The organism is Aquimarina sp. MMG015 (genome assembly GCF_018100855.1).
Lineage (GTDB): Bacteria > Bacteroidota > Bacteroidia > Flavobacteriales > Flavobacteriaceae > Aquimarina > Aquimarina latercula.
Map to the genome: position 1 here is coordinate 37070 of NZ_JAGJEB010000013.1, position 24261 is coordinate 61330.

General features: G+C 31.8%; 18 protein-coding genes. 11 read left to right on the forward strand and 7 right to left on the reverse strand.

The window, feature by feature from the left end:
• Window positions 1-130 precede the first annotated feature (130 nt).
• From J8L88_RS20045 to pdeM, 4 genes are read left to right on the forward strand one after another with little or no spacing between them, the layout of a single operon-like run.
• Window positions 131-1159 carry a ligase-associated DNA damage response exonuclease gene (locus tag J8L88_RS20045; protein WP_211061656.1) on the forward strand — a complete coding sequence of 343 codons (1029 nt, stop codon included), beginning with the start codon at window positions 131-133 and terminating at the stop codon, window positions 1157-1159.
• Window positions 1156-2784: an ATP-dependent DNA ligase gene (locus J8L88_RS20050; protein WP_211061657.1), complete on the forward strand. Its 1629-nt coding sequence runs from the start codon at window positions 1156-1158 to the stop codon at window positions 2782-2784. Before J8L88_RS20045 ends, J8L88_RS20050 begins: the two co-directional genes overlap by 4 nt.
• A complete protein-coding gene (locus J8L88_RS20055) occupies window positions 2781-5246 on the forward strand; it encodes a ligase-associated DNA damage response DEXH box helicase (protein ID WP_211061658.1) in 2466 nt (821 codons plus the stop codon). The genes J8L88_RS20050 and J8L88_RS20055 overlap by 4 nt, the downstream gene beginning before the upstream one ends.
• Window positions 5247-5253: 7 nt before the next feature.
• Window positions 5254-5892, forward strand: coding sequence for a ligase-associated DNA damage response endonuclease PdeM (gene pdeM, locus J8L88_RS20060; RefSeq protein WP_027393300.1), 639 nt, complete (start codon window positions 5254-5256; stop codon window positions 5890-5892).
• Window positions 5893-5961: 69 nt separating this feature from the next.
• On the opposite strand, the gene J8L88_RS20065 is transcribed toward pdeM, so the two are convergent.
• Window positions 5962-8337 (reverse strand): DUF5686 family protein, encoded by a 2376-nt coding sequence (locus tag J8L88_RS20065; protein WP_211061659.1) that lies wholly within the window; start codon window positions 8335-8337, stop codon window positions 5962-5964.
• A gap of 157 nt (window positions 8338-8494) precedes the next feature.
• Between J8L88_RS20065 and J8L88_RS20070 the strand changes: the two genes are divergently transcribed.
• The 5 genes from J8L88_RS20070 (at window position 8495) to J8L88_RS20090 (ending at window position 15994) form a co-directional block, all read left to right on the forward strand.
• Entirely contained in the window at window positions 8495-9637 is a 1143-nt protein-coding gene (locus J8L88_RS20070) for an aminotransferase class V-fold PLP-dependent enzyme (protein ID WP_118388771.1), read from the forward strand.
• A gap of 66 nt (window positions 9638-9703) precedes the next feature.
• A complete protein-coding gene (mfd, locus tag J8L88_RS20075; RefSeq protein ID WP_211061660.1) occupies window positions 9704-13060 on the forward strand; it encodes a transcription-repair coupling factor in 3357 nt (1118 codons plus the stop codon).
• Window positions 13061-13251: 191 nt separating this feature from the next.
• Window positions 13252-13545, forward strand: a complete 294-nt coding sequence (locus J8L88_RS20080; RefSeq protein ID WP_211061661.1) for a hypothetical protein — start codon at window positions 13252-13254, stop codon at window positions 13543-13545.
• A gap of 246 nt (window positions 13546-13791) precedes the next feature.
• Window positions 13792-14703, forward strand: coding sequence for a helix-turn-helix domain-containing protein (locus J8L88_RS20085; protein WP_211061662.1), 912 nt, complete (start codon window positions 13792-13794; stop codon window positions 14701-14703).
• Window positions 14704-14791: 88 nt separating this feature from the next.
• Window positions 14792-15994 (forward strand): serine hydrolase, encoded by a 1203-nt coding sequence (locus J8L88_RS20090; protein WP_211061663.1) that lies wholly within the window; start codon window positions 14792-14794, stop codon window positions 15992-15994.
• Between the two features lie 79 nt (window positions 15995-16073).
• Here J8L88_RS20090 and J8L88_RS20095 read toward each other — a convergent pair whose 3' ends face one another.
• The 6 genes from J8L88_RS20095 to J8L88_RS20120 all read right to left on the reverse strand — a co-directional run bounded on the left by J8L88_RS20095 (window position 16074) and on the right by J8L88_RS20120 (window position 20726).
• The gene (locus J8L88_RS20095; RefSeq protein ID WP_155839683.1) at window positions 16074-16244 is read right to left on the reverse strand and encodes a hypothetical protein; all 171 of its coding nucleotides are present in this window, start codon (window positions 16242-16244) and stop codon (window positions 16074-16076) included.
• A 92-nt stretch (window positions 16245-16336) separates the two neighbouring features.
• Window positions 16337-17257, reverse strand: coding sequence for a hypothetical protein (locus J8L88_RS20100; RefSeq protein ID WP_027393294.1), 921 nt, complete (start codon window positions 17255-17257; stop codon window positions 16337-16339).
• A 79-nt stretch (window positions 17258-17336) separates the two neighbouring features.
• Window positions 17337-18455, reverse strand: coding sequence for an AraC family transcriptional regulator (locus tag J8L88_RS20105; RefSeq protein WP_027393293.1), 1119 nt, complete (start codon window positions 18453-18455; stop codon window positions 17337-17339).
• Between the two features lie 89 nt (window positions 18456-18544).
• On the reverse strand, window positions 18545-19441 hold the full coding sequence (locus J8L88_RS20110; RefSeq protein ID WP_211061664.1) for an aldo/keto reductase: 897 nt from the start codon (window positions 19439-19441) through the stop codon (window positions 18545-18547).
• 26 nt (window positions 19442-19467) lie between these two features.
• Complete coding sequence (locus J8L88_RS20115) at window positions 19468-19827, reverse strand: YraN family protein (RefSeq protein ID WP_211061665.1); 360 nt, start codon at window positions 19825-19827, stop codon at window positions 19468-19470.
• Between the two features lie 2 nt (window positions 19828-19829).
• Window positions 19830-20726: an LD-carboxypeptidase gene (locus tag J8L88_RS20120; protein WP_211061666.1), complete on the reverse strand. Its 897-nt coding sequence runs from the start codon at window positions 20724-20726 to the stop codon at window positions 19830-19832.
• 104 nt (window positions 20727-20830) lie between these two features.
• On the opposite strand from J8L88_RS20120, the gene J8L88_RS20125 reads away from it, so the two are divergent.
• Window positions 20831-22375 carry a DUF1800 family protein gene (locus J8L88_RS20125; protein WP_211061667.1) on the forward strand — a complete coding sequence of 515 codons (1545 nt, stop codon included), beginning with the start codon at window positions 20831-20833 and terminating at the stop codon, window positions 22373-22375.
• A 7-nt stretch (window positions 22376-22382) separates the two neighbouring features.
• Entirely contained in the window at window positions 22383-24008 is a 1626-nt protein-coding gene (locus tag J8L88_RS20130) for a DUF1501 domain-containing protein (protein ID WP_027393288.1), read from the forward strand.
• Window positions 24009-24261: the final 253 nt, after the last annotated feature.

The window sequence follows — 24261 nt, forward strand, 5'->3', positions numbered from 1 at the left end:
CCAATTCAGAATAAAAATACACTAATTCAATTCTAAAAACGACCATCAACAACTCCTAATATTTCTATAAACACTTTCTCGTCCACATAGTATTCCGTAATTTCAATAAATTAAGTTATAATTACCATTTATGTCATATCGACCGCTTTTAGAATTCACAGAAAAGGGAATCTATTGTGATGTTGCCAAAGTATATCTTGATCCTTGGAAACCGGTAGATAAAGCAATTATTACACACGGACACGCTGATCATAGTCGATGGGGACATAAACAATATATTACGCATCACACGAATATCCCAATTATCAAACATAGATTAGGAAATATTAACGTTAACGGGAAAGAATACGGAGAAACTTTTATAATAAACAATGTAAAATTTAGTCTACATCCCGCAGGTCATATCATTGGAAGTTCTCAAATCAGAGTAGAACATAATGGAGAAGTTTGGGTTTTCACAGGAGATTATAAAATAGAAAATGATGGTATTTCTACTCCTTATGAGCCTGTAAAATGTCATACATTTATTACGGAATGCACTTTTGGGTTACCCGCATTTAAATGGACACCTCAAAACGAAGTTTTTAGAGATATTAACCAATGGTGGGCAGAAAATAAATCAGAAGGAAAAACTTCTATACTCTTCGGATATTCTCTTGGAAAAGCACAACGTCTTTTGAAATATTTAAATCCTGAAATTGGAAGGATTTATACACATGGAGCCATAGAAAACATGACCAATGTTATTAGACCAATGATCGACTTCCCTAAAACTACTTTGGTAAGGAGAGAAACTAAAAAAGAAGATTTTATCGGGAATATTGTAATAGCACCGCCTAGTGCTCATGGTAGTACTTGGATACGGAAAATGGTGCCGTATGTAACAGCCTCGGCTAGTGGATGGATGACATTTAGAGGAGCTCGAAGACGAAGAGCAATTGACAAAGGGTTTGTACTCTCTGATCATTGTGACTGGGATGGTTTATTAACGGCCGTTAAAGAAACTGGAGCTACTAAAGTTATAAGTACCCACGGATATACTGAAATATTCTCGCGATATCTTAGGGAACTTGGGTATGATGCTCGTACAGAAAAAACACAATATGAAGGTGAACTTGCAGAAATAGAAACTAAAAAAGAAAGTGAGGTTATAGAATGAAACAGTTTGCAAACCTCATCAAAACTTTAGATAGCACCAATAAAACCAATGTAAAAGTAAGCGCATTGGCTTCTTATTTTAAAAATGCCCCAGAAAATGATAAAGTATGGACTATTGCTATACTCTCTCATCGAAGACCACCAAGACCTGTAAATACCACATTACTTAGAACCTGGGCTTCAGAATTAGCGAACATTCCGCTTTGGTTATTTGAAGAATCATATCATATTGTTGGAGATTTAGCAGAAACCATAGCGCTTGTAGTCCCTACTTCAAAAGAAAGTTCCACAAAAACCCTAACGGAATATCTACAAGAAATGATCGCTCTTAAAAAGCAATCCGAAGAACATAAACGTGCATATCTTCAAAAAAATTGGGGAGTATTAAACTACTACGAACGTTTTGTGTTTACAAAACTGATCACTGGAGGTTTCCGAATTGGAGTAAGTCAAAAATTAATGACACGCTCTTTATCCAAAGCTACTGAAATAGATGAAGATATATTAGCATATAAATTGATGGGGAACTGGGATCCCAATACTATTTCATTCCAAGATTTAGTACTAGAGGAAAAAGAATCTGATTTTCTTTCAAAACCCTATCCTTTCTACCTAGCATATGCAGTAGAAAATGAAGTTTCGAATCTAGGAAATATAACAAATTGGTATGCCGAGCATAAATGGGACGGAATCAGAGCTCAAGTTATTATTAGAAACAACGAAATTTTTGTCTGGAGTCGTGGAGAAGAATTGGTAACAGATAAATATCCAGAATTTCAAGAACTCTTAAAAATCATACCCAACGGAACCGTTTTAGACGGTGAAATTCTACCATTCCCAAATGGAACAATAGGAACTTTTAATGATCTACAAACCAGAATAGGGAGAAAAACAGTTTCTAAAAACTTATTACAAAAAACTCCTGTTATTCTAAAAGCATACGATATGCTAGAATGGAAAGGAAATGACATCAGAAACTATCCGTTTTCTGAACGTCGTGAATTATTAGAAAAACTATTTCTGAACGTCTGTGATTCTGAACTTTATATAAAACAAGAAACACCATTACATCTATCTGAAAAAATGACTTTCAATTCCTGGTCAGCAGTTGCTGATGAGCGCGAACGATCGCGAGACGTTAGATCAGAAGGTTTAATGTTAAAAAAGAAAGATTCACCTTATTTAGTCGGTCGCAAAAAAGGAGATTGGTGGAAATGGAAAGTAGACCCACTAACTATCGATGCAGTTTTAACATATGCTATGCGAGGACATGGGCGTAGGTCTAATTTATTTACAGATTATACTTTTGGACTTTGGAACCATGATAAAACTGAATTAGTCACTTTTGCAAAGGCATATTCTGGTCTTACCGACGCAGAGTTTAAGGAGGTTGATAAATTTATAAAGGGAAATACCTTAGAACGTTTTGGCCCAGTGAGAAGTGTAACTCCTCAACTTGTTTTTGAAATAGCTTTTGAGGGAATTGCTTTATCCAAAAGACACAAAAGTGGTGTAGCAACTCGATTCCCTCGCATCTTAAGATGGCGACAGGATAAAAAAATTCAAGAAGCAAATACATTAGAGGATTTAAAAACATTGATCCCCAGCCTAACGAAGGAATCATGACCCAGAAAGAACTTTTTACCATAGCAGAATCTTGGTTTCAACAACAACAATGGAAATCTTTCCCTTTTCAAAAACAAAGTTGGAAAGCATTCTTACAGGGTAAACATGGATTACTAAATGCACCAACAGGAAGTGGAAAAACGTATTCTTTATGGGTTCCAATTGTTCTGAACTATATAAAAGATAATCCTGACTATCAAACCAAACATAAAAAAGGATTGAAAGCAATATGGATCACACCTCTACGAGCACTTTCACAAGAGATTAAACAAGCTACAGAAAGATTTTCTAAAGATCTAGATACACAATTTACAATAGGAATAAGAACAGGAGATACTTCTCAAAAAGAAAGAGCAGCACAAAAACGTTCTATGCCAGATTTGCTCATTACCACTCCAGAAAGTTTACAATTACTACTTGCTTCAAAAGGATATGATAAAACTTTTAAAGATTGCACTGCCATTATAATTGATGAATGGCACGAACTATTAGGAACCAAGAGAGGAGTTCAAATTGAATTAGCACTATCTCGATTAAAAACAGTTTCTTCTAAACTTAGAATTTGGGGAATATCAGCTACCATCGGAAACTTAGAGCAGGCACGTGAAGTTTTATTAGGATATCAATCAGATGCTTTACAAAACTCGGTATTAATCAAAGCTAACATCAAAAAGAAAATTAAGGTAAAAAGTATTATTCCCAAAGAAATGGAAACCTTTCCTTGGCGGGGTCACTTGGGAATTCATTTATTAGACGAGGTTGTACCTATTATCAAAAGAAGTAAAACAACATTACTTTTCACTAATACTCGTAGCCAATGCGAAATCTGGTTTCAGAAAATACTACAAAAATATCCTGAATTCGCAGGAGAAATGGCTATGCATCACGGTAGTATTAACAAAGAAACAAGGCTTTGGGTAGAACAAGCAATACGTAATGAATCTTTAAAAGCAGTAGTCTGCACTTCTAGTCTTGATCTAGGTGTTGATTTTGCTCCAGTAGAAACTATTATTCAGATTGGAGGGCCAAAAGGAGTGGCACGATTCTTACAGCGAGCAGGTCGTAGCGGACATCAACCTGGTAAAACCAGTGTAATCTATTTTTTGCCAACACATGCTATAGAATTAATTGAAGCATCTGCTTTACAGCAAGCTGTAAAACATAATACCGTAGAAGATCGAATTCCGTACCTAAATAGTTATGATGTACTGATTCAGTATCTTACCACACTAGCGGTTTCTGATGGATTCTATCCAAAAGAGATTTATCACGAAATTAAAAGCACTTTTTGTTACCAAGCTATTTCTGAAGATGATTGGAGATGGATCCTAAATTTTATAACTATTGGTAGTCAAAGTTTACAAAGTTATGATGAATATAAAAAAGTAGAAATTCTAGAAGATGGATTATTCAAAGTAAATAATCGTGGTATTGCAATGCGTCACCGCTTACAGATAGGTACCATTGTTAGTGATGCTGTGTTAACGGTCAAATACCTTAAAGGTGGATATATTGGAAGCATTGAAGAATGGTTTATTTCAAAATTGAAACCTGGAGATGTTTTTACTTTTGCAGGACGAAACCTGGAACTTGTTAGGATAAAAGAAATGAAAGTTTTGGTAAGAAAATCTTCAAAAAAAACCTCCAAAGTTCCTAGTTGGATGGGTGGTCGATTGACACTAACATCCCAAATGTCTGAATTACTTCGGAAGGAATTATATAAAGCTTCATCCAAAACTGACGAAAAAAAATCTTTGGAATTAAAAGCACTATCACACATATTTCAGAAACAACAAGAGGAAAGTATCGTTCCAGGGTCCGATGAATTCTTAATAGAAACCTTTAAAACTAGAGAAGGATATCACGCGATTTTTTATCCTTTTGAAGGTAGATTTGTCCACGAAGCTTTAGGAAGCTTGTTGGCCTATAGAATTAGTCTTTTATTTCCTATCTCTTTTTCCTTAGCATTTAATGATTACGGTTTTGAACTGTTATCAGACCAAGAAATTGATATGCAACAGGTAATTGACAACAATCTTTTTGCTACAGATCATATGCACAATGATCTTCAAAAAAGCCTAAATGCTACAGAAATGGCAAGGCGCAAATTTAGAGATATAGCCGTAATATCAGGAATGGTGTTTACGGGATATCCCGATAAAATATTAAAAAGCAAACATTTGCAATCTAGTTCGCAATTATTATTCAATGTTTTTAGAGATTTTGAGTCTAAAAACCTCTTATACCAACAATCTTTTATTGAAACATTTGAACATCAATTAGAAGAAGGAAGATTACAAAAGGCCTTGGAAAGAATAGAAAATCAATCTATTGTTTGGAAATCCTGTAAAAAAGCGACTCCTTTTTCATTCCCTATTATAACAGATCGATTACGAGAAAAATTATCCAGCGAAAAACTTGAAGATCGTATTAAAAAGATGGTAGCTTTGTTGTCTAAATAATGAATCCTTGAAATTCCAAACCGTACAAATACAAAATCAAACTTTTCTTCTGCATCCTACAGGCGCAATGTTTTGGAAAGAAAAAAACATCCTTTTGATAGCGGATTTACATCTAGGAAAAATATCCCATTTTAGAAAACACGGTAGCGCGGTACCTCAAGAAGCAATTCTCAAAAATTTTGAACAATTAGACGCAGTTCTCGAAACCTTTACCCCATCTAAAGTTTGTTTTTTGGGAGATCTTTTTCATAGTTTCATTAATAATGAATGGATATTGTTTTCAGAATGGGTATCTAAAACTAAAGTAGAGCTTCTTTTAATCGTAGGAAATCATGATATCATCTCTCCTATTAAATATGAAGAAATAGGAATAAAACTAGGTTTAGAATTAATTTTAGATAATTTTTTACTTAGTCATCATCCTGAAGAAAGAGAAGGTCTATTTAATTTTTGTGGACATATTCATCCTGGCGTACTTTTAGAAGGCTTAGGCAAACAACGTTTACGCTTGCCTTGTTTTTACCAAAAAGAAAATCAACTTATCCTCCCTGCTTTTGGAGAGTTTACTGGTAATCATATACTGGAATCTACAAAAAAAGTTAAAATATATGCTATCACAAAAAAGGAAGTTATTTTAATAAATTGATTACTTAAATAACAAGAATCAAAGCCCATCGATCCTAAATCTTTTCTCTAAAAAATTGGGCCTCATTAGTTATTTGATCTTAAAACTTATATTAAATTTAATTGCTAAATTATCTTCAAAATCTTCATTGGAATAAAAACCATATCTATAAAACCCGCCTAAACCAAATCCTAAATAACCTAAATTGAGGTAATTCACTTTAAATAAACTCTTTAACTCTAAACCACTTTCTAAAAACACCTCGTCCATTGTGTTAAAAGGAACAAGAGCGTTATTGTTATTAATAAGATTACCCCAACCTATATTTTGATGCATTACGATATCAGGTTGAAATTTTCCAATTTTAAACAACAATCCCTCGAAATTGTGAGCAATAAAAAGGTTAGCGTATCTATCAGACACGAATTCGTATGGAGTCATTGTCTGAAAAAGATTTTTACTAAAAAAAGGGTAGTCAGTATCGTAATTACCTTTTCCTGTAAACGACAATCCATAAGGAACTGCATTATCTATATAGCCACCCTCCATCCTATAACTAGTCTTTCCAAAGCTTTTAGTGTAAAAAGAATGATCTAGAGATACTTCGATTTTATTATAATCCATATCTCCATCAAGAATATCATCAAATCCTTTGGAAAACGAAAAACCAATAACCGGGTAATCTGTTCCCGATGTGAATCTTTGGTTAAACGAATTAATCATTTTTTCCTTATATGCGTATCTAAGATTAAGAGATAAGCTGCTATTGGTATATTCTCTCAAGTTTGTTGTTTCACTAATGAATTCATATTCGTACTTAGGATTAACTGAAGTATGATTAAAGGATAAATCAGCTGTTAAATATTTTAAACTTCTGAAATGAACATTTACCGAATGCTCTCTTATCTTATCAAAGTTAAATCCTAAATAACTTCTGAAATTTAAAAACTCTAAATCTTGTTGTTGCCTATTGTAATTACCAACTTCTCTTAAGTTTACCTGATACTGATATCCTATGGATACTTCGTTCTTTTTTGACACTGAGTAATTTACTTCTCCACCATATTTCCAATCTTTATCATCAAATCCATATCCCACAAAACCACCTAAACTTAATCGATCATCAAACTTATCATTTGTATACAAGCCTGTTCCTAATCGAAAACCTTCAAATTGATTCATGATTATTGTTTTATTTATATCAATATCTACAATACCAACTGGAATTTTACCTCTAAAAAGACTCTCTGATAAGGTTAAAAATTTATCTAAATCCACCTTTTCTCCAATACTATCTAAAACTCTATACGTAATCTTTTCTTTTGGATTTAAAACTGTATTTCGATTTAGGTTCCAGAATACACTATCCTTTTTAGTAGCACCTTCTGCAATACTAACAACCTCTATTGGAAAATCTCTTTTTTGTAACAAGGTATCTAAAGAAATATTGGTAATATAACTTTTACCATTCATCACTAAATTATTTTCTTTACTTGGATACTCTGGCATAGACAATTTATAATTCAATTGTTCAGGAAACCATATAGAATCTCTTAACAACGTGTACTTTTGTTGAATTTTTAAATCAATTTTTCCTTTTTGATATGGAGAAGCTGTAACATTCTGTATTGCAAATTTATTAGTGTTTATATGGATTATTCCCTTTAACCCTTCAAAGTTTTTATTTGCCTTTGGCTGAAAAGAAATCACATGTATTGTATCCTTTTTTACTGGTATACTCTCTTCAAGAAAAAATTTATACTTTTTTAAGCTTCCTTTAGATATCGGGTTTAAGTAATTAACCTCGAACAAATTTATCATATCAGTATAAAAAGAAAAAGGTTGAATATCTGTAGCTAGTGATGCAAATTGAGGATTTCTAAAACCTGAAACTTTAGTTCCGACAACTATTTCATTACTTAAATCCGGTTCTAAAAATTTTCTTTTAGTAATACTCTCCATGATCATCATATGCCCACCTTTAAGTCTTTTTACCAACGACACCGAATCTTTATTTTTTTTTGAACGGACATCAAAAATGATTTTATTATAAGAGTTATATGTAAAAGACTGCAACTTCTCTGGATCATTTATTTCCCTATTTTTAATCGCGTTTCTTATAATTCTATTTGCTGGATTCTCGGCTGATGAAATAACAACTTGATCTAGTTGATTTTCTTTCGGTATTAATTCAATAACTATATAAGTAGTATCTATTACATCTATATTTTTTTTATCGTACCCCAAATAACTACATACCAAACTATTAACATCTATCTCAGAATTAAAAACAAAATTTCCGTCAATATCGGTAATAGTACCTAATGTTTTGTTGTTATTAAAAACGATAGTAGAAAACGCTAGTGGCTCTTTTGTATTAAAATCAAGCACTTTTCCTTTTAAAGATTTTTGAGAAAAAATAGAACTCCCAACTAATAAAAAGCACCAAATTACTATTCTGTACATATATTATGTTTTTAGTATTTGACTCTACGTATTAAATTTTGTTACAAACATTTATTTCTTATAAAAGTTAAAGAATTCTTAGTAGCTGAGTATGAATCAATTTAATATTCTAATTTGCTTAAACCTAATACAAACCAAAAGTATAAATCACTTACTAATGCAAAACCAAAAACACCTTTTTGATCTATCCCAAGAAATTACCTATTTAAATGGAGCCTATATGGCTCCACAATTAAAATCAGTTACCGAAATTGGTATGCAATCTTTACAAAAGAAATCACATCCTAATGAAATCTTACCTGAAGATTTTTTTAATGATAAAGAAATTTTAAAACAGCGTTTCGCAACATTAATTGATGCTCCAGATTATAGAAATACAGCTATTATTCCTTCCGTTTCATATGGTATTGCCAATGCTGCAAATAATATTCCTTTACAAAGTGGTGATGAAATCATCTTAGTTGATGAACAATTTCCTAGTAACGTATATATCTGGCAAGAGGTAGCCAAAAAAAACAATGCCATTATCAAAGTTGTATATCCTCCAAAAGATTTTAAAGATCGTGGTATGTTATGGAATCAACATATTTTAGATGCTATATCTCCAAATACTGCGGTTATTGCTTTGCCTCATATACATTGGGCAGATGGAACTTTATTCGATCTAAAAGCTATCCGTGAAAAAACTAACATGGTAAAAGCTATGTTAGTCATAGATGGTACACAAAGTGTTGGCGCATTGCCATTTTCTGTTCAAGATATTGAACCTGATGCTTTAGTTTGTGGAGGTTATAAATGGTTATTAGGTCCCTACTCTATCGGAATGGCTTATTACAGTGATGCTTTTAACGATGGAACACCTATTGAACATAATTGGATGAATAGACACAATAGTGAGGATTTTTCTGGACTTACTAATTATGAAGATCGTTACAAAGAAAAAGCAGCTAGATATTCTGTAGGAGAATCTAGCAATTTTATATTAACGCCCATGTTGATAAATGCTATAGAGCAATTGATTGCTTGGCAACCAAAAAACATTCAGGAGTATGCAAAAAATATCTCTAAAGATACCATACAAAAGCTTAGAGAATTAGGTTGCTTTATTGAGAATGACTCTTTCAGAGCACATCATCTTTTTGGCATCTACCTTCCTAATCAAATCAATTTAGACGAACTAAAGGTTCGATTAAAAAGAGAGCAAATATTTGTTTCATTTAGAGGGAATGCCATACGAGTTTCTTGCAATGTATATAACTCTGAAAAAGATTTTGAAAGACTACTACTTCAATTCTCTTAATAAATCAGACGTTCTTTTTTGGATACGTTTATATAGCTGTTATATTTGCTACAAAATCTTCGCTACGTGAGTCAAATCTTAATCACGCAAACTTTTGCACAGTCTCAGCAATTGCAGAAACTGGGAAATGCTATTGCCCAATCCGAAAGTAAAATTCATTTACAAGGTCTCATTGGATCTTCATTATCCTTTGCAATTGAAAATGCTTTTCTACAAGCAGAAAAACCTTTTTTATGTATTTTTAGTGATAAAGAAGAAGCAGCCTATTACCTAAATGATTTAGAACAATTATTGGGTGATAAAAATGTGCTTTTTTACCCTGGTAGTTACCGAAGACCTTATCAAATTGAAGAAACTGACAATGCCAATGTTTTATTAAGAGCAGAAGTATTAAATAGAATTAACTCGCGTAAAAAACCTGCTCTGATCGTTACCTATCCTGATGCGTTATTCGAAAAGGTAGTTACTCGGAAAGAATTAGAAAAAAACACCTTAAAAATATCTATTGGGGATACTTTATCATTAGATTTTGTAAATGAAGTATTATTCGAGTATCAGTTTCAAAGAGTAGATTTTGTCACTGAACCTGGTGAATTTTCTGTACGTGGTGGTATAGTAGATGTATTCTCTTTTAGTAATGACGAGCCTTATCGCATAGAATTTTTTGGTGATGAAGTAGATAGCATCAGAACCTTTGATGTAGAAACTCAATTATCGACAGAACAAATTAAAAAGATCACTATCATTCCCAATGTCGAGAATAAAGCCATGCAAGAAACTCGTGAGAGTTTCTTAAAATACATTGCTTCCAAAACCATCATTTTTGCAAAAGACATTGATCTTCTTTCTTCAAGAATTGATAAAAATTTTGAAAAAGCCAAAGAAGCCTTCAAAACACTTTCTGAAGATATCAAGCATGGTACACCTGAAGAACTATTTGCTTCTTCAGAATTAATCAAAAAACAACTACTAAATTTTACATTAGTAGAAATAGGAAACAGACCTCTAACTAAAGCTGATTATGCCATAAAGTTTGATACAAAACCTCAGCCTTCCTTTAACAAGCAGTTTGATTTATTGATTAAGAACCTTAATGAAAACCACGAAAAAGAATATAAGAATTATATTTTCTGTGTAAGTGAACAACAAGCTAAACGTTTCCATGATATTTTTGATGATGCTGATCTTGATGTAAAACAATACGAAACAATTGTATTTTCTGCATTTCAAGGGTTTATAGATCATAATCGTAAAATTGCTTGTTATACAGATCATCAAATTTTTGAGCGCTACCATAAGTTTAGTCTAAAAAGTGGATATGCTAAAAAACAAGCTATTACATTAAAAGAGCTTACTAATTTAGAAGTTGGTGATTATGTAACTCATATTGATCATGGAATCGGAAAATTCGGCGGACTCCAAAAAATAGATGTAGAAGGTAAAAAGCAGGAAGCTATCAAATTGATTTATGGAGAACGTGATGTATTATACCTAAGTATTCATTCTCTTCATAAAATCTCTAAGTTTAATGGTAAAGATGGTAAACCACCACAAATATATAAGCTAGGTTCTAAGGCTTGGAAAACGTTAAAACAAAAAACAAAAGCAAGAGTAAAACATATTGCTTTTAACTTAATTCAGTTATACGCAAAAAGAAAACTTCAAAAGGGATTTCAGTATAACCCTGACAGTTATTTACAACATGAATTAGAAGCATCTTTTATATATGAGGATACACCTGACCAAAGTACTGCAACAGAAGCTGTAAAAGCCGATATGGAAAGTGAAAGGCCGATGGATCGATTAATTTGTGGTGATGTTGGTTTTGGTAAAACTGAAGTTGCCATAAGAGCTGCATTTAAAGCTGTAGATAACGGAAAACAAGTAGCCATATTAGTCCCAACCACTATTCTTGCTTTTCAGCATGCTAAAACATTTAGAGAAAGACTAAAAGATTTTCCGGTAGTAGTAGATTATGTAAATCGTTTCCGTACTGCCAAACAAAAAAGAGAAACACTGGAAGATTTAGCTTCTGGAAAAGTTGATATCATCATAGGAACCCATCAATTGGTAAATAAGAATGTCAAATTTAAGGATCTTGGATTATTAGTAATCGATGAAGAACAAAAATTTGGTGTCTCCGTAAAAGACAAATTAAAAACAATCAAGGAAAATGTTGATACGCTTACATTAACAGCTACACCTATCCCAAGAACATTACAATTTAGCTTAATGGCGGCAAGGGATTTATCTACAATAACTACACCTCCACCAAATCGATATCCGATTGAAACCAATGTTATTAGATTTACTGAAGAAACGATTAGAGATGCGGTGAGTTATGAAATTCAACGTGGTGGACAGGTATATTTTATTCACAACAGAATAGAAAACATTAAAGAAGTAGCTGGGATGATACAACGTCTAGTTCCTGATGCTAAAGTAGGTATTGGGCATGGTCAAATGGATGGTAAAAAATTAGAAAGCTTGATGCTCTCTTTTATGAATGGAGAGTTTGATGTACTTGTGTCTACTACTATAGTAGAAAGTGGATTGGATGTACCCAATGCAAATACTATTTTTATCAATAATGCTAATAACTTTGGGCTATCAGACTTACATCAAATGAGAGGTCGTGTTGGTAGAAGTAATAAAAAAGCATTCTGTTATTTTATTACACCACCCTATTCTGCAATGACAGAAGATGCAAGAAAACGTATTACCGCTTTAGAAATGCATTCTGATTTAGGTAGCGGATTTAATATAGCTATGAAAGATCTAGAAATTCGTGGAGCAGGTGATTTATTAGGAGGAGAACAAAGTGGATTTATTAACGAGATTGGTTTCGATACTTATCAAAAAATATTAAATGAAGCTATAGAAGAATTAAAAGAAAATGAGTTTGCAGAATTATATGAAGATGATAAAAAAGAAAAAGCATATTTAAAAGATACACAAATTGATACCGATTTTGAATTATTATTCCCTGATGGTTACATCAACAATATTACTGAGCGACTTAACTTATACACAGAACTTAATGGTATTAAAGATGAAACCGGATTACAGGAATATGAAAAGCGATTAATCGACCGATTTGGAGAATTACCCGATCAAGCAATTGATCTTTTAAACTCTGTACGCATCAAATGGATTGCTACATCAATAGGTATTGAGAAAATAATCATGAAACAAAATAAACTTATTGGATATTTTATTAGTGATCAACAATCTAGTTTTTACCAAAGTCCTGCATTTTCAAAAGTACTTCAATTTGTACAAAAGAACCCAAATGTCTGCAAAATGAAAGAAAAAAATACAAGGAATGGATTAAGACTATTACTGACTTTCGAAAATATTGACTCTGTTAATACTGGTCTTAAAGTATTGCAACCATTAAAATTTGCAGTTAATAAATCTTAAGATTCTTAAATACTCATTAAAATATAAGCGTTAAAATTAACTTTAAATACTATAAAACGAAAAATAACCGTTCATCGATATAAAAATGCATTTCAACGTCATTTTAACTATATTTAACTACAAAAAACGATTTATACTATTTTAAATTTCTAATTTCATTTCAGATTATAAGTACCAAACCAACTTAAATTATGAGACGAAAAGAAGAATTTAGTTTTTTAAAAGGATCTTTATCGAGAAAGGTAAATATGGATACTAAGAATAACAATAAACTTTATGCTATCAATTATTCAAATGTAGAAAGAAGGTTTGCTGAAGAATTAGAAAACTACAAAAATCACCCTGAACTTATCGATATAGAAGAATTTTCTATGAACTATTCGTTTGGTTACCATTACAGTAATGATATTGATGACCTTCATAGTAAAGAAGCTATGTTTATAGAGGTTAAGAGTTATCTGCAAAATCTAAGAATGTGCGCTTAAAACTAAAAACTACAGTTGCAACAATAAAATCTCTACTATCCTAATTAATTATCTTATATAAAGAATACATCTTATTCCAAAAACATAGGTTTTTACATTAGAATAATTCCTATATTTCATCTCCAAAGGAATTTATTAAAAACCCTTCAAAACGGTATTATACTTGAAATGTCAGGTTAATGACGGGTCAAAGTCAAGTCAAAAAATTTGAGATTTTATCTCTTACAACTAATATTGCTGTATCAAATGAAAACAAGTTCTAGTAATTCTACTGCAGGGAATACTACTTCACAAGAAACGAAAAACTTAAAAATCATGGAACAACCAGCATTAGGTATTAAAATATCCGAATTAAGAAAATCTAAAGGACTTACACAGGAAGAGCTCGTAGAACAATGCAATATTAGTGTACGAACTATACAACGCATTGAGGCGGGAGAAGTAACTCCAAGAAGCTACACAATAAAAACAATCTTATCGGCACTGGATTATGACTTAGAAAAAATACAAACCGAAAATTCTAAAGTAGCTAAAGAATTTAAAAAACTTTTTCTTCTTGATATTGATGACAGTAAAGAAGCTAGTTTTTTAACTAGACAACTAACCATATCTTGGATTAGTGGTATTATATATTTTATTCTTGGATTTGGAGAATTTGCGTTGGACTATTCAAGATATTTTAGTAACGAAATGTTAGTCTCCACTGCACTTTATAGCGTATTAAAATTGGTAATTCTTGTAGCAATTATACTTTTTATGAGAGGTTTCATACTTTCTGGCAAAATTTTTAAAAACTACTTATTGAGAATAACTGCTTTTATATTTACATCTATGACAATTATTTTCTATACCTATGATTTAATATCCTTACACATAGGTGAGTTAGATTTTACCTACATAATTGGCGCTCAAGCTGTCACTTTTGGAGTTATTGGTATTCTTTTAGGAATCTCTGTGATTAGGCTTCAAAATGCATTAGGAATGTTAGCAAAAACTACGGGTATCTTCGAAATTATTGCTTATGGATGTATGGCCACAGTTATATTAGGGTTTCTTGGGTATTTCTTACTTACTCCTACCATTATTCTTGAAATAATCCTTTTGTATAGGATCTCTGAAATGATAAAAGCTAAGCAACAAGAAACAGACTTAGCGTAATCCCTTCTTCATTTTAAAAATACTCATCAAAATCATTGAATTAACTTTCTATGACAAGGAATTCTATGTCTAATCTCAATTAAAAAACATGAAAAAATACATTAAAATTTGTTCTATTTCTATTCTAGCTTTAGTCTTAGCATATTATCTTTTTGAACCGATATTTGTCTATACCATCGGTTGGAAAAACAAGCCTAACACTTCCAATATCCAACCGGTTCAAATACACAATGACCTCATATTAAAGAAGGCAGATAGTATTCTTAAGGCAATCTACACAAAATTAGATGCACCAGCTGTATCAATTGCAGTTGGTCAAAACAATAAAGTCATATGGTCTAATGTTATCGGATATCAAGATATTGAGGATAAAACCTTAGCAGATCTTACCACTAAATTTAGAATAGGAAGCACCTCAAAAGCAGTCACTTCTTTAGGAATAGGTGTTTTACTTCAAAACAATAAGCTTAATTTAGACCATCAGGTAAAACAGTTCGTCTCATATGTAGACGAACCTCTTAAAGATTTGACTTTAAAACAATTAGGATCGCATACTTCTGGGATAAGAAATTATGGAACTTGTCTTTGTTTTCCTATTTGGGAATATTACAATAACGATTCTTATTCTAGTGTAGAAGAAAGCGTTTCATTATTTAATAATGATGAATTATTATTTACCCCTGGGAATAATTTTAGTTATAGCAGTTATAATTATACACTTCTTAGTGCAATGATTGAAGAAGCTTCAGGAAAACCATTTCCTGAATTCATGAAAGAATCTGTATTCGAACCATTACGTGCTACATTCATTGTTGAGGAAACTTCGGAAACTATAAAGGATGCCGCAGAGTTTTATGATGTAACTAATCAAAAATATAAAAAGGTATACCCCGTTAACAACAGTAATAAATGGGCTGGAGGAGGTTTTTTAGCATCTCCAACCGACCTCATCAAACTAGGAAATGCTTTTTTAAATAATGAATTATTCGATAAAAACACTACTGATCTACTAACTGCACCAGTAATGCTCAATAATTCTAAAGTTAACGAACAGAATTATGCTATTGGTTGGAGGAATGATGCCAAAGATATATTTAACAACGGTACTACAATCCGGGTTTGGCATCATGGAGGTATTGCTAATGGATCCATCTCCTTATTAGCACTATTTCCTGAGTATAACTTATCAATATCAATGCTAGCTAATAAAAATGGCTCATCATCGGATTTATTCGAAAATGTATATGCAATTGCAAAAATTTTTATTAATCAAAAAAATCTAACAAGATGAAAAATATAAAAAAGGTCAGAATTTAGAATTCTGACCTTTTTTATATTTGAATTAGCCTTAATTAAATACCTACTGCGGACTAAAATGGTCCTCCAACAGGTCTACATAAGCATCCAGCACAGATTAACGGATAATCACACTCGCTATCAGAATGACATTCGGAGTTTAATCCTCCTCCTCCATTGATTGTTTGTTGTTGTTCTTTGTTTAATTGTTTTACTCCTTGCTGAGTCAAAATCGATTTTAACATGATGAATTTATTTTAAGATTAATTTGTATTGTGGGTATAAGTTACAAAATAAAAAAGAGAAAATTTCCCTGTTTCTATTTAATAATTATAAATTAATGTTCAATACCACTTTCTATGATTCTCAAATTTTTGGTCCCAGCATCAGAAATATATAGGATTTTCTGATTCTTACTAGCTAATATTCCATTTGGAAAATTAAATGTCGCTTCAGAAACATCTCCATCTTCGTTACCCAATACACTTCCTGCAAATACTTCAAAATCATTTTCTTTGTTTGGATTGATCTTATATATCTTATGTTCCCCTATTTGAGTAGCAAAAAGAAAACCTCTAGCATACGTCAAAAACCCTAAAAAATTAGCATTAGGTGCTTCTGCGGGTAACTCAGCAATAAAAGTAAGTTCACCGTCTTTAAATTTATAAATTTTTCTATCATTAAAGTTACCTATATATGAATCACCTCTCCTATCGAATGCAATTCCAGCTGGTCCATTAATTGGTGATCCTTCATATAACTTAGTGATTGTATTATTTTCTGATAATAAATTAATCGTATTCGTATTATATTCGACGAACAACATATCATTGGTCCCTGGTATTCTTTTTATACCTGCTGGAGAAATTGCCGGAATACTATCCAATTGTGCACCTTCTTCTGAGTACTTATAAATAGTATTGCCAAAATGATCGCAAACATAAATTTCATCATTTTTATTAATACCAATCCCATTTGGAGAAACCAGACTATCTACAAAAACTGTTACTTCTCTGGAAGGAGTCATTTTATAAACCGTATTTCCGACAAAATCAGATCCATATAAATTCCCTTTACGATCTATTGCCAGTCCATCGTGAAATGAACCATCTGTCACTGTATCTACCGTGGTTACTATATTGGGAACTTCGCCCGGTCTACAAGAAGTAACCAATAGCGATAAAACAAAAATAGAAGGGGTAACATATGAGCATATCGCTTTCTTTATTGCTGAAAAAAAATTAACTGTTCGTTTCATTTGATATAATTTTAAAGTTATACTCAAAACTGAGTCAAAAAACTTTAAAAATCGACCTAATGTATACGCTGAAACTTCTTTAAGAGGTTTGTAATGTTTTTATATAATTACTTGGAGTGTCATTCTTAATCATTTTAAAAGCCTTATTAAAAGTTGATTTCGAATTAAAACCTGAATCTAACGACAATGCTAAAATAGTATGATTAAAATGCTCTCCTTTTTGGATTTTGGAGATAAATTCTTGAACTCTATATGTATTTACATAATCATAAAAATTACATTGATGTATATTATTGAGTAACCAAGATATATTGTTAGTAGAAGTATTGAGTTCTTTAGAAAGATCCTTTAAAGTAAGTTCATTATTTAAATATATCTTTTTATTAACCATAAGATCCTCTAAATTCTTTTTTAATATTTCCAATTCTTCTCCATTCAACCTTTCTTTTGAAACAGTTTTTTTCTTACTAAGTGGAACCCTAAATATTTCGGGTTGCTTTAAACTAAAAAATCCAACAATATAAATAAATACGGGAATTGACATCCAAATTAGATGATAACTTATAAAATACAACTCCTTAAATCTCATAAAATAATTAGCATAACTTATGATCCATAAAATCATAAAAACTGAAATTCCAAATAAAAAAAACCTTAGGAAGATTTGTACTTTCTGCGAATAAGAAAGGTTTGTTTTTTCTGCAGTTTTATAGATACTGAGCAAATGATATGATTTAGCAACATATACTACATTACTTATTAAACCTACAGTCTCTACAATAAAATAAACAAAATTAAAGCCACCTTCACTGATTATAATTTGTAATTCTTCTCTAGTATAAAATAACGTCCAACTAAAAAATACTACATGAAGAAAAGCAGGAATAAAATGATACCAAGGAGTTTTATAACCCGGAGATTCATTAAAAGTCAATCTTCTTATGTACGTATATAGCAAAGGTCCAAAAATAAAAATCAATGTATCCACAAATCCTGCTATTCGGAAAAATAAAACTCCAGAAAATCTCGGATAAAACACCCTGCCTACAAGCATCAAACAGGCTATTAATAGTATAAAGGATAAGATCCTATTAGCTGGTTTATTTTTATTATGAAGCAATGAAAGAGTAATCGCAAGAAAAACTCCTTGACTAATTCCTAAGAATAATAATAAATCAACAATTCCGAATGAATCCATATAGAAGTTTAAATATTCTCTTTTTCAAATCTAATCAAATTTAAAAATTAGAAAGACCGTTTGGGTACACTCGTACTTTTTATATCAATCTATCTGTGATTTTTATATAATAATGGCTGAATAATGTTTTGAAGATAGTTAAGTTCTTCATCGGACAACTGCTGTATTTCTAAAGCTTTTATACATTCTTGTAACTGATGTTCAGTTCTAAAACCAACAACAGAAGAAGTAATAGATTTATGATTTAAAACAAACTGAATTGCTATTTGTCCGATAGTCCTATCCTCATTAGATAATTGTTTTAACTTTTTAATAACAATATCAACATCAGAAGAAATATATTCTAAGTACTCTTTTGCCTTTTTCCCTGCTAACAATCCCTTTGCTATCGATCCTCTCGATAAAACAGCTATGTTATTTTTCTGTAATAATTCTAAACAGGATTCTTCTGGTCTCCTATCCAAAAGACTATATTGCATCATTACACTAGAAATTCTAGAGTGTTTTATATATTCTCTTATTACATTAGGTCGAATAGACGAAATACCATAGTATCTTATTTTACCTTCTGCTTTTAATGTTTCGAAAGCATCTATAGTTTCTTCAATAGGATCATCAATAGTTCCTCCATGTAATTGATAAAGATCTATATAATCAGTCTTTAAGCGAGTTAAACTCTTTTCTACAGAATTTATAATATATTTTTTACTTGGATTCCAATCCCAGCCTTCTCCATTTTCTCTAGGTTGATTCCCAACTTTTGTGCCTATAATAATCTTGTTTCTAAAACTTTTAACGGCCTTACCTAGCATTTCTTCGTTGTTACCATTTTGATATAAATCAGCTGTATCAAAATAATTAATCCCTTTATCGAAAGCCAAATGGATTAGTTCTTTTGTTTTTTCAAAATCTTCTTCAAGAGACATACAACCAAAAGATATTTCACTAATCTCCACATCCGAATTACCAAGTCTGCGATATTTCATTTATTCTTTTGTATTAAGACTAATTATTAAAAATGATAAAAAGCATCTTCAAGATGCTCAATTTCCGTTCGCAACTTATTTTTAATTATTGCTATAATATCAAAACGTATCTCTTCATCGAAATCATTTTCCTCTACGTAGTGATTTATCGCTTTGATCAATAATTGTATTTGTTTCTGTTTTACAAAATCCTGTGGATCACCAAACTCTGGTGTGCTTCTGGTTTTTACTTCGACAACCACTATTGTATCACTTTTCTTGGCTATAATATCAATTTCAGCCTTTAGATATCTATAATTTTGTTCTAAAATTTCATATCCCTTTTTTTCTAAAAACTTAACAGCTAATGTTTCTCCTTCCTTACCAAGTAAATTATGCTCTGCCACCCCTACATATACTTTAAGGTTACAGATTCCTTTTGTACTTCCAAAGAAATTTCTGCCCCCATAATTAATGCTCTATTATCTTCAATATGCCCCATCGGAAAATCAAATACCACAGGAAAACTATAATCTCGTACAATTTCTAAAATAATTTCTTTAGCATTTTTTCCAAAAGAAATATTATTATCGTGCATCTTAGTCATCCCCCCAACAATTAAACCGGACAATCCATCAAAATATCCATTACGTTTTAAATTCTGGAGCATTCTATCAACATGATATAAATATTCGTCTAAATCCTCAATACAAAGTATTTTTCCTTTACAATCAATAGATGATTTAGAACCACAAATAGAATATAAGATAGATAAATTACCTCCAATAATCTTTCCTTTACAATTTCCTGTTTTATTCTTTTCAAAAGAAGGAATATTATACTTAATCTTTTTTCCAAATAAAGAATCATATAGTGATTGTCTTGATTCTTCGCTACCTTTATGAATATCTATCGGCATTGCGGCATGAATTGTAGAAATTCCTAAATTGTGAATATGTGCGTGTAATACTGTAATATCAGAGTAGCCAACAATCCATTTTGGATGTTTCATAAATATAGAAAAATCTAATAGGTCTATAATTCTTATTGTACCGTAACCGCCTCGAGCACACCATATAGCTTTTATTTCATTATTATCTAACATTCTTTGAAAATCCTGCCTTCTATCATCATCTGTCCCTGCAAACTGGTTATACTCTAAATCAATAGTTGATCCCACAACAGGAGTTAAACCCCATTTTTCTACAATATTAATAGCCTCACTAATTTCTTTATGACTAATTTTTCGTGCAGTGGAAACAATGGCTATTTTATCTCCTTTTTTAACAAAATTAGGCTTCAACATTTCTTAAATTTTTCATTTTAGGATACTAATTAACAAATGTTTTCGTTCTAAACTATTATATTACGCTGAAAATCGTCCCTTAACACTAATTAAACCTATTGCCTATGATCTCTGATACTTCTTGTAACTTAGCATCGTTAGACCCTTATGTACCCTCGGCTGAGAATCCTTGGAACGTAAGCAAAATAAATCATTTATACCGAAGAGTTGCCTTTGGAGCTACTAAAACACAGGTTATCGATGCATTAAATCAGAACAACCCCTCAGCATTAGTAGATTCCTTGATTGATGAAGCAATTGCCTTAGTTCCAACTGCTGCCCCAGAATGGGCTTTTTGGAATCGAGATCAATTTGAAGCCGCTGAAATGGCTAACGAGGACAATGATATTAATTTTTATCAGGATGAGGGTAAAAGACAAATGATATATGATTTTGTGCAAAACGGATTGAGAGATCGTTTAACACTATTTTGGAGTAATCACTTTGTTACTGAGGATCAATCGTACAGAAGTCCTGCTTATCAATATCAATATTATAATCTTCTTCAATTTCATGCATTAGGTGATTTTAGACAATTTGTATATGATATCGGTATATCTTCTGCTATGTTGGTATATCTAAATGGAGATGAGAACACAAGAGACAGACCTAATGAAAATTATGCCAGAGAATTATATGAATTATTTACATTAGGTGTAGATAATGGATATAATGAAAATGATATTATCGAAACTGCCAAGGCTATTACCGGTTGGGTAGAGACTAATGATATTCCTTGGGGACCTATTACTTTTAATCCTGGTCAATTTAGTAATGACACAAAAGATATTTTTGGTCAAACCGCTAACTTTGGATATTATGGACTTGGAAGCCCTGATGACGTAATTGCACATTTGTTTGCGCAACGAGAAACATTAATAGCTAATTTTATTTGCGGTAAACTATATGCTTATTTCGTAAGTCCTACTTGTAACGAAGCAATTGTAGCCGAAATGGCACAAACATTTATAGCAAATAACTTTCAGATTGCACCAGTGTTACGTCAGCTTTTTAAAAGCGAACACTTCTTTGATCAAGAAGCTATAGGTGCCATTATTAAAAGTCCAATTGATCTATTTGTTACTCATTTTAAACAATTAAACTTTGAATCTCTTCCTACACTAGCAACTTTAAATTCTTTATTAGGGAGAACTACTACAATTGGTCAAGAAGTACTAAATCCAATTGATGTAGAAGGTTGGCAAGGAGATGAGGATTGGATTAGTCCTGACTATTTAATTGGAAGATGGGAAGGTATTCAAAGTATCATAAATACTTTTTATTCTCAGAATCAAACACAGTTCAGTGATTTCCTAAATGGTCTTCCCATTGGAACTTTAGCTGATGGTTTTGTAAATAACACATTACAAGGAGAACAGGTTAATATCGTGGTAAAAGCAATTCTAGACTATTTTCTGCCTAGAGGATTAGAAGATCAAACATTGTTCGATGAAGCATTAGCAATATTCAAGGAATTTTATCCTGAAAATTATTATGAACCTGATGCCGTTGCTCCTATTTTATGGACATTAGATTTATCAGGAGTTCCTGATCAGTTTTATGCGCTACTAAGTCACATTGATGAATTGCCTGAATTCCAACTTAAATAATTAACCTATGTGCGATACACACCACCCCAAAAATATAAAAACAAACGTTAAAGAAGGCGTTTGTAATACTGATGATCACAAAAAATGGAATCGTAGATCTTTTTTACAAGCATTAGGACTTGTAGGAGGAGGATCTATGATGCTGGCAAACACAAATCTTACCGTTTCCAGACCGTCTCCTCTATCCGTAGCTTTAAGTCAAGCAGAAACAGATAATATTTTAATCATATGCAGACTTGGAGGAGGTAATGACGGTTATAATACCATTATTCCAGTAAATCAATATGATATTTATGCAAATGCCAGACCTTTAATAAAAATACCCCCTAGTGAATTTATTAATCTAGAAGAAAACGAATACGCAATGCCCAAACCTATGAATAAATTAGAAAATTTATGGGGTGACGGGCAAATGAAAGTAGCCCATGGAGTAGGATATGAAGATCAAACGTTATCACATTTTAGAGGTACGGATATATGGGCGAATACCAATTTAACCGAAGAAGAACGTTCAGGTTTTATGGGTAGATATTTTCAAAGATTATATCCTAGTTATATTACAGACCCACCACCAAGTCCGCCTTCTATTCAGATTGGTAGTATTGGTAATCTAATTTTTAGAGGTCCAGAAAACGATTTTTCTTTTGCAATTTCAGATCCTAGAAGATTAGAAGCTTATATCGAAAATCAAGGTTATAGTTTGGACCCAGCTCCTGATTGTACATATGGTGATCGGTTAAATTTTATTAGAGAAAGTACAAACGTAACATATACATATGCAGAGGCAATATCTGAAGCATTTAATAGATCTACAGATTTCGGAGGATATTTAGAAGATGATAGTTTCGCTAGACAAATGCGTATTGTTGCTCGTTTGATAAAAGGAAATCTAGGAACCAAAGTGTATATGGTTACACTTGGAGGATTTGACACTCATAACAATCAAATACAAAGACATCAACAGTTACTAAACTCTTTCTCTGAAGGTATTAGTAATTTTTATGCAGATTTACAAGCTTCTGGTTGGGACGATAAGGTTCTTACTATGACGATTTCTGAATTTGGGAGAAGACTAGTAGAAAATGGTTCTTTAGGAACTGACCACGGTACCGTTGCTCCAATGATGTTTTTTGGAACAGGACTTAATGGTAATGGTTTTATTGGAGAACATCCGGACTTACCAGATAATCCTAGTGTTGGATTCAACGCAGAAAGTACTAATGATTTTAGACAAATCTATTCTACCGTTATGAAAGAGTGGTTGTGTATTGATCCAAGTACTGTAAGCGACGCCTTACTTGGTGAAGAGTTTGAGTCTTTAGACTTAGGGTTCACCTGTGGTGGAGTTAGTCCTAATATCCCCGGAGATGGAGAAACACTATCCCATATAGTTACTTATGATGGAGGGCAAACTTTTATAAACATTAATAACCCAGAAACTACACATGTAGATATAACATTATTTAACATTATTGGGCAAAAAGTAGCCACATTAAGAAATGAAATGCTATTAGAAGGAGAGCATGTTATTGATGTAAAAGAATCTGCTGGAACAAGATTAAGTACAGGTCAATATGTATACCGAATCGAAACCGGAGCAGGTGAGTTTAGTAAATCACTGTTAATTTCTTAATATAGTAAAAGTTATAAAATAAATATATAATAAATCCCTTAGTAATAATATATTTACTAAGGGATTTATTTTGTTATACCGTTAACTCCAAAAAAATTCTAAACGACATAAACAGATACTAGTTAATCACAAACGAATACTAAAAGAGTAGCAAGAAATCGATCTAAAATATTTAGTTTAAAATCATTTTTATTGGAAAAATTGATATTAATAAACAATATCAAAAATTATCATAATTATGACTAAATATTTC

Coding starts and splice junctions, on each gene's coding strand:
- J8L88_RS20100 (WP_027393294.1), bottom strand. CDS start 17,257: ATGAAACGAACAGTTAATTTTTTTTCAGCAATAAAGAAAGCGATATGC.
- J8L88_RS20120 (WP_211061666.1), bottom strand. CDS start 20,726: ATGTTGAAGCCTAATTTTGTTAAAAAAGGAGATAAAATAGCCATTGTT.
- J8L88_RS20055 (WP_211061658.1), top strand. CDS start 2,781: ATGACCCAGAAAGAACTTTTTACCATAGCAGAATCTTGGTTTCAACAA.
- J8L88_RS20050 (WP_211061657.1), top strand. CDS start 1,156: ATGAAACAGTTTGCAAACCTCATCAAAACTTTAGATAGCACCAATAAA.
- J8L88_RS20110 (WP_211061664.1), bottom strand. CDS start 19,441: ATGAAATATCGCAGACTTGGTAATTCGGATGTGGAGATTAGTGAAATA.
- J8L88_RS20085 (WP_211061662.1), top strand. CDS start 13,792: ATGAAAACAAGTTCTAGTAATTCTACTGCAGGGAATACTACTTCACAA.
- J8L88_RS20125 (WP_211061667.1), top strand. CDS start 20,831: ATGATCTCTGATACTTCTTGTAACTTAGCATCGTTAGACCCTTATGTA.
- J8L88_RS20080 (WP_211061661.1), top strand. CDS start 13,252: ATGAGACGAAAAGAAGAATTTAGTTTTTTAAAAGGATCTTTATCGAGA.
- J8L88_RS20045 (WP_211061656.1), top strand. CDS start 131: ATGTCATATCGACCGCTTTTAGAATTCACAGAAAAGGGAATCTATTGT.
- J8L88_RS20065 (WP_211061659.1), bottom strand. CDS start 8,337: ATGTACAGAATAGTAATTTGGTGCTTTTTATTAGTTGGGAGTTCTATT.
- J8L88_RS20095 (WP_155839683.1), bottom strand. CDS start 16,244: ATGTTAAAATCGATTTTGACTCAGCAAGGAGTAAAACAATTAAACAAA.
- J8L88_RS20090 (WP_211061663.1), top strand. CDS start 14,792: ATGAAAAAATACATTAAAATTTGTTCTATTTCTATTCTAGCTTTAGTC.
- J8L88_RS20130 (WP_027393288.1), top strand. CDS start 22,383: ATGTGCGATACACACCACCCCAAAAATATAAAAACAAACGTTAAAGAA.
- J8L88_RS20070 (WP_118388771.1), top strand. CDS start 8,495: ATGCAAAACCAAAAACACCTTTTTGATCTATCCCAAGAAATTACCTAT.
- J8L88_RS20105 (WP_027393293.1), bottom strand. CDS start 18,455: ATGGATTCATTCGGAATTGTTGATTTATTATTATTCTTAGGAATTAGT.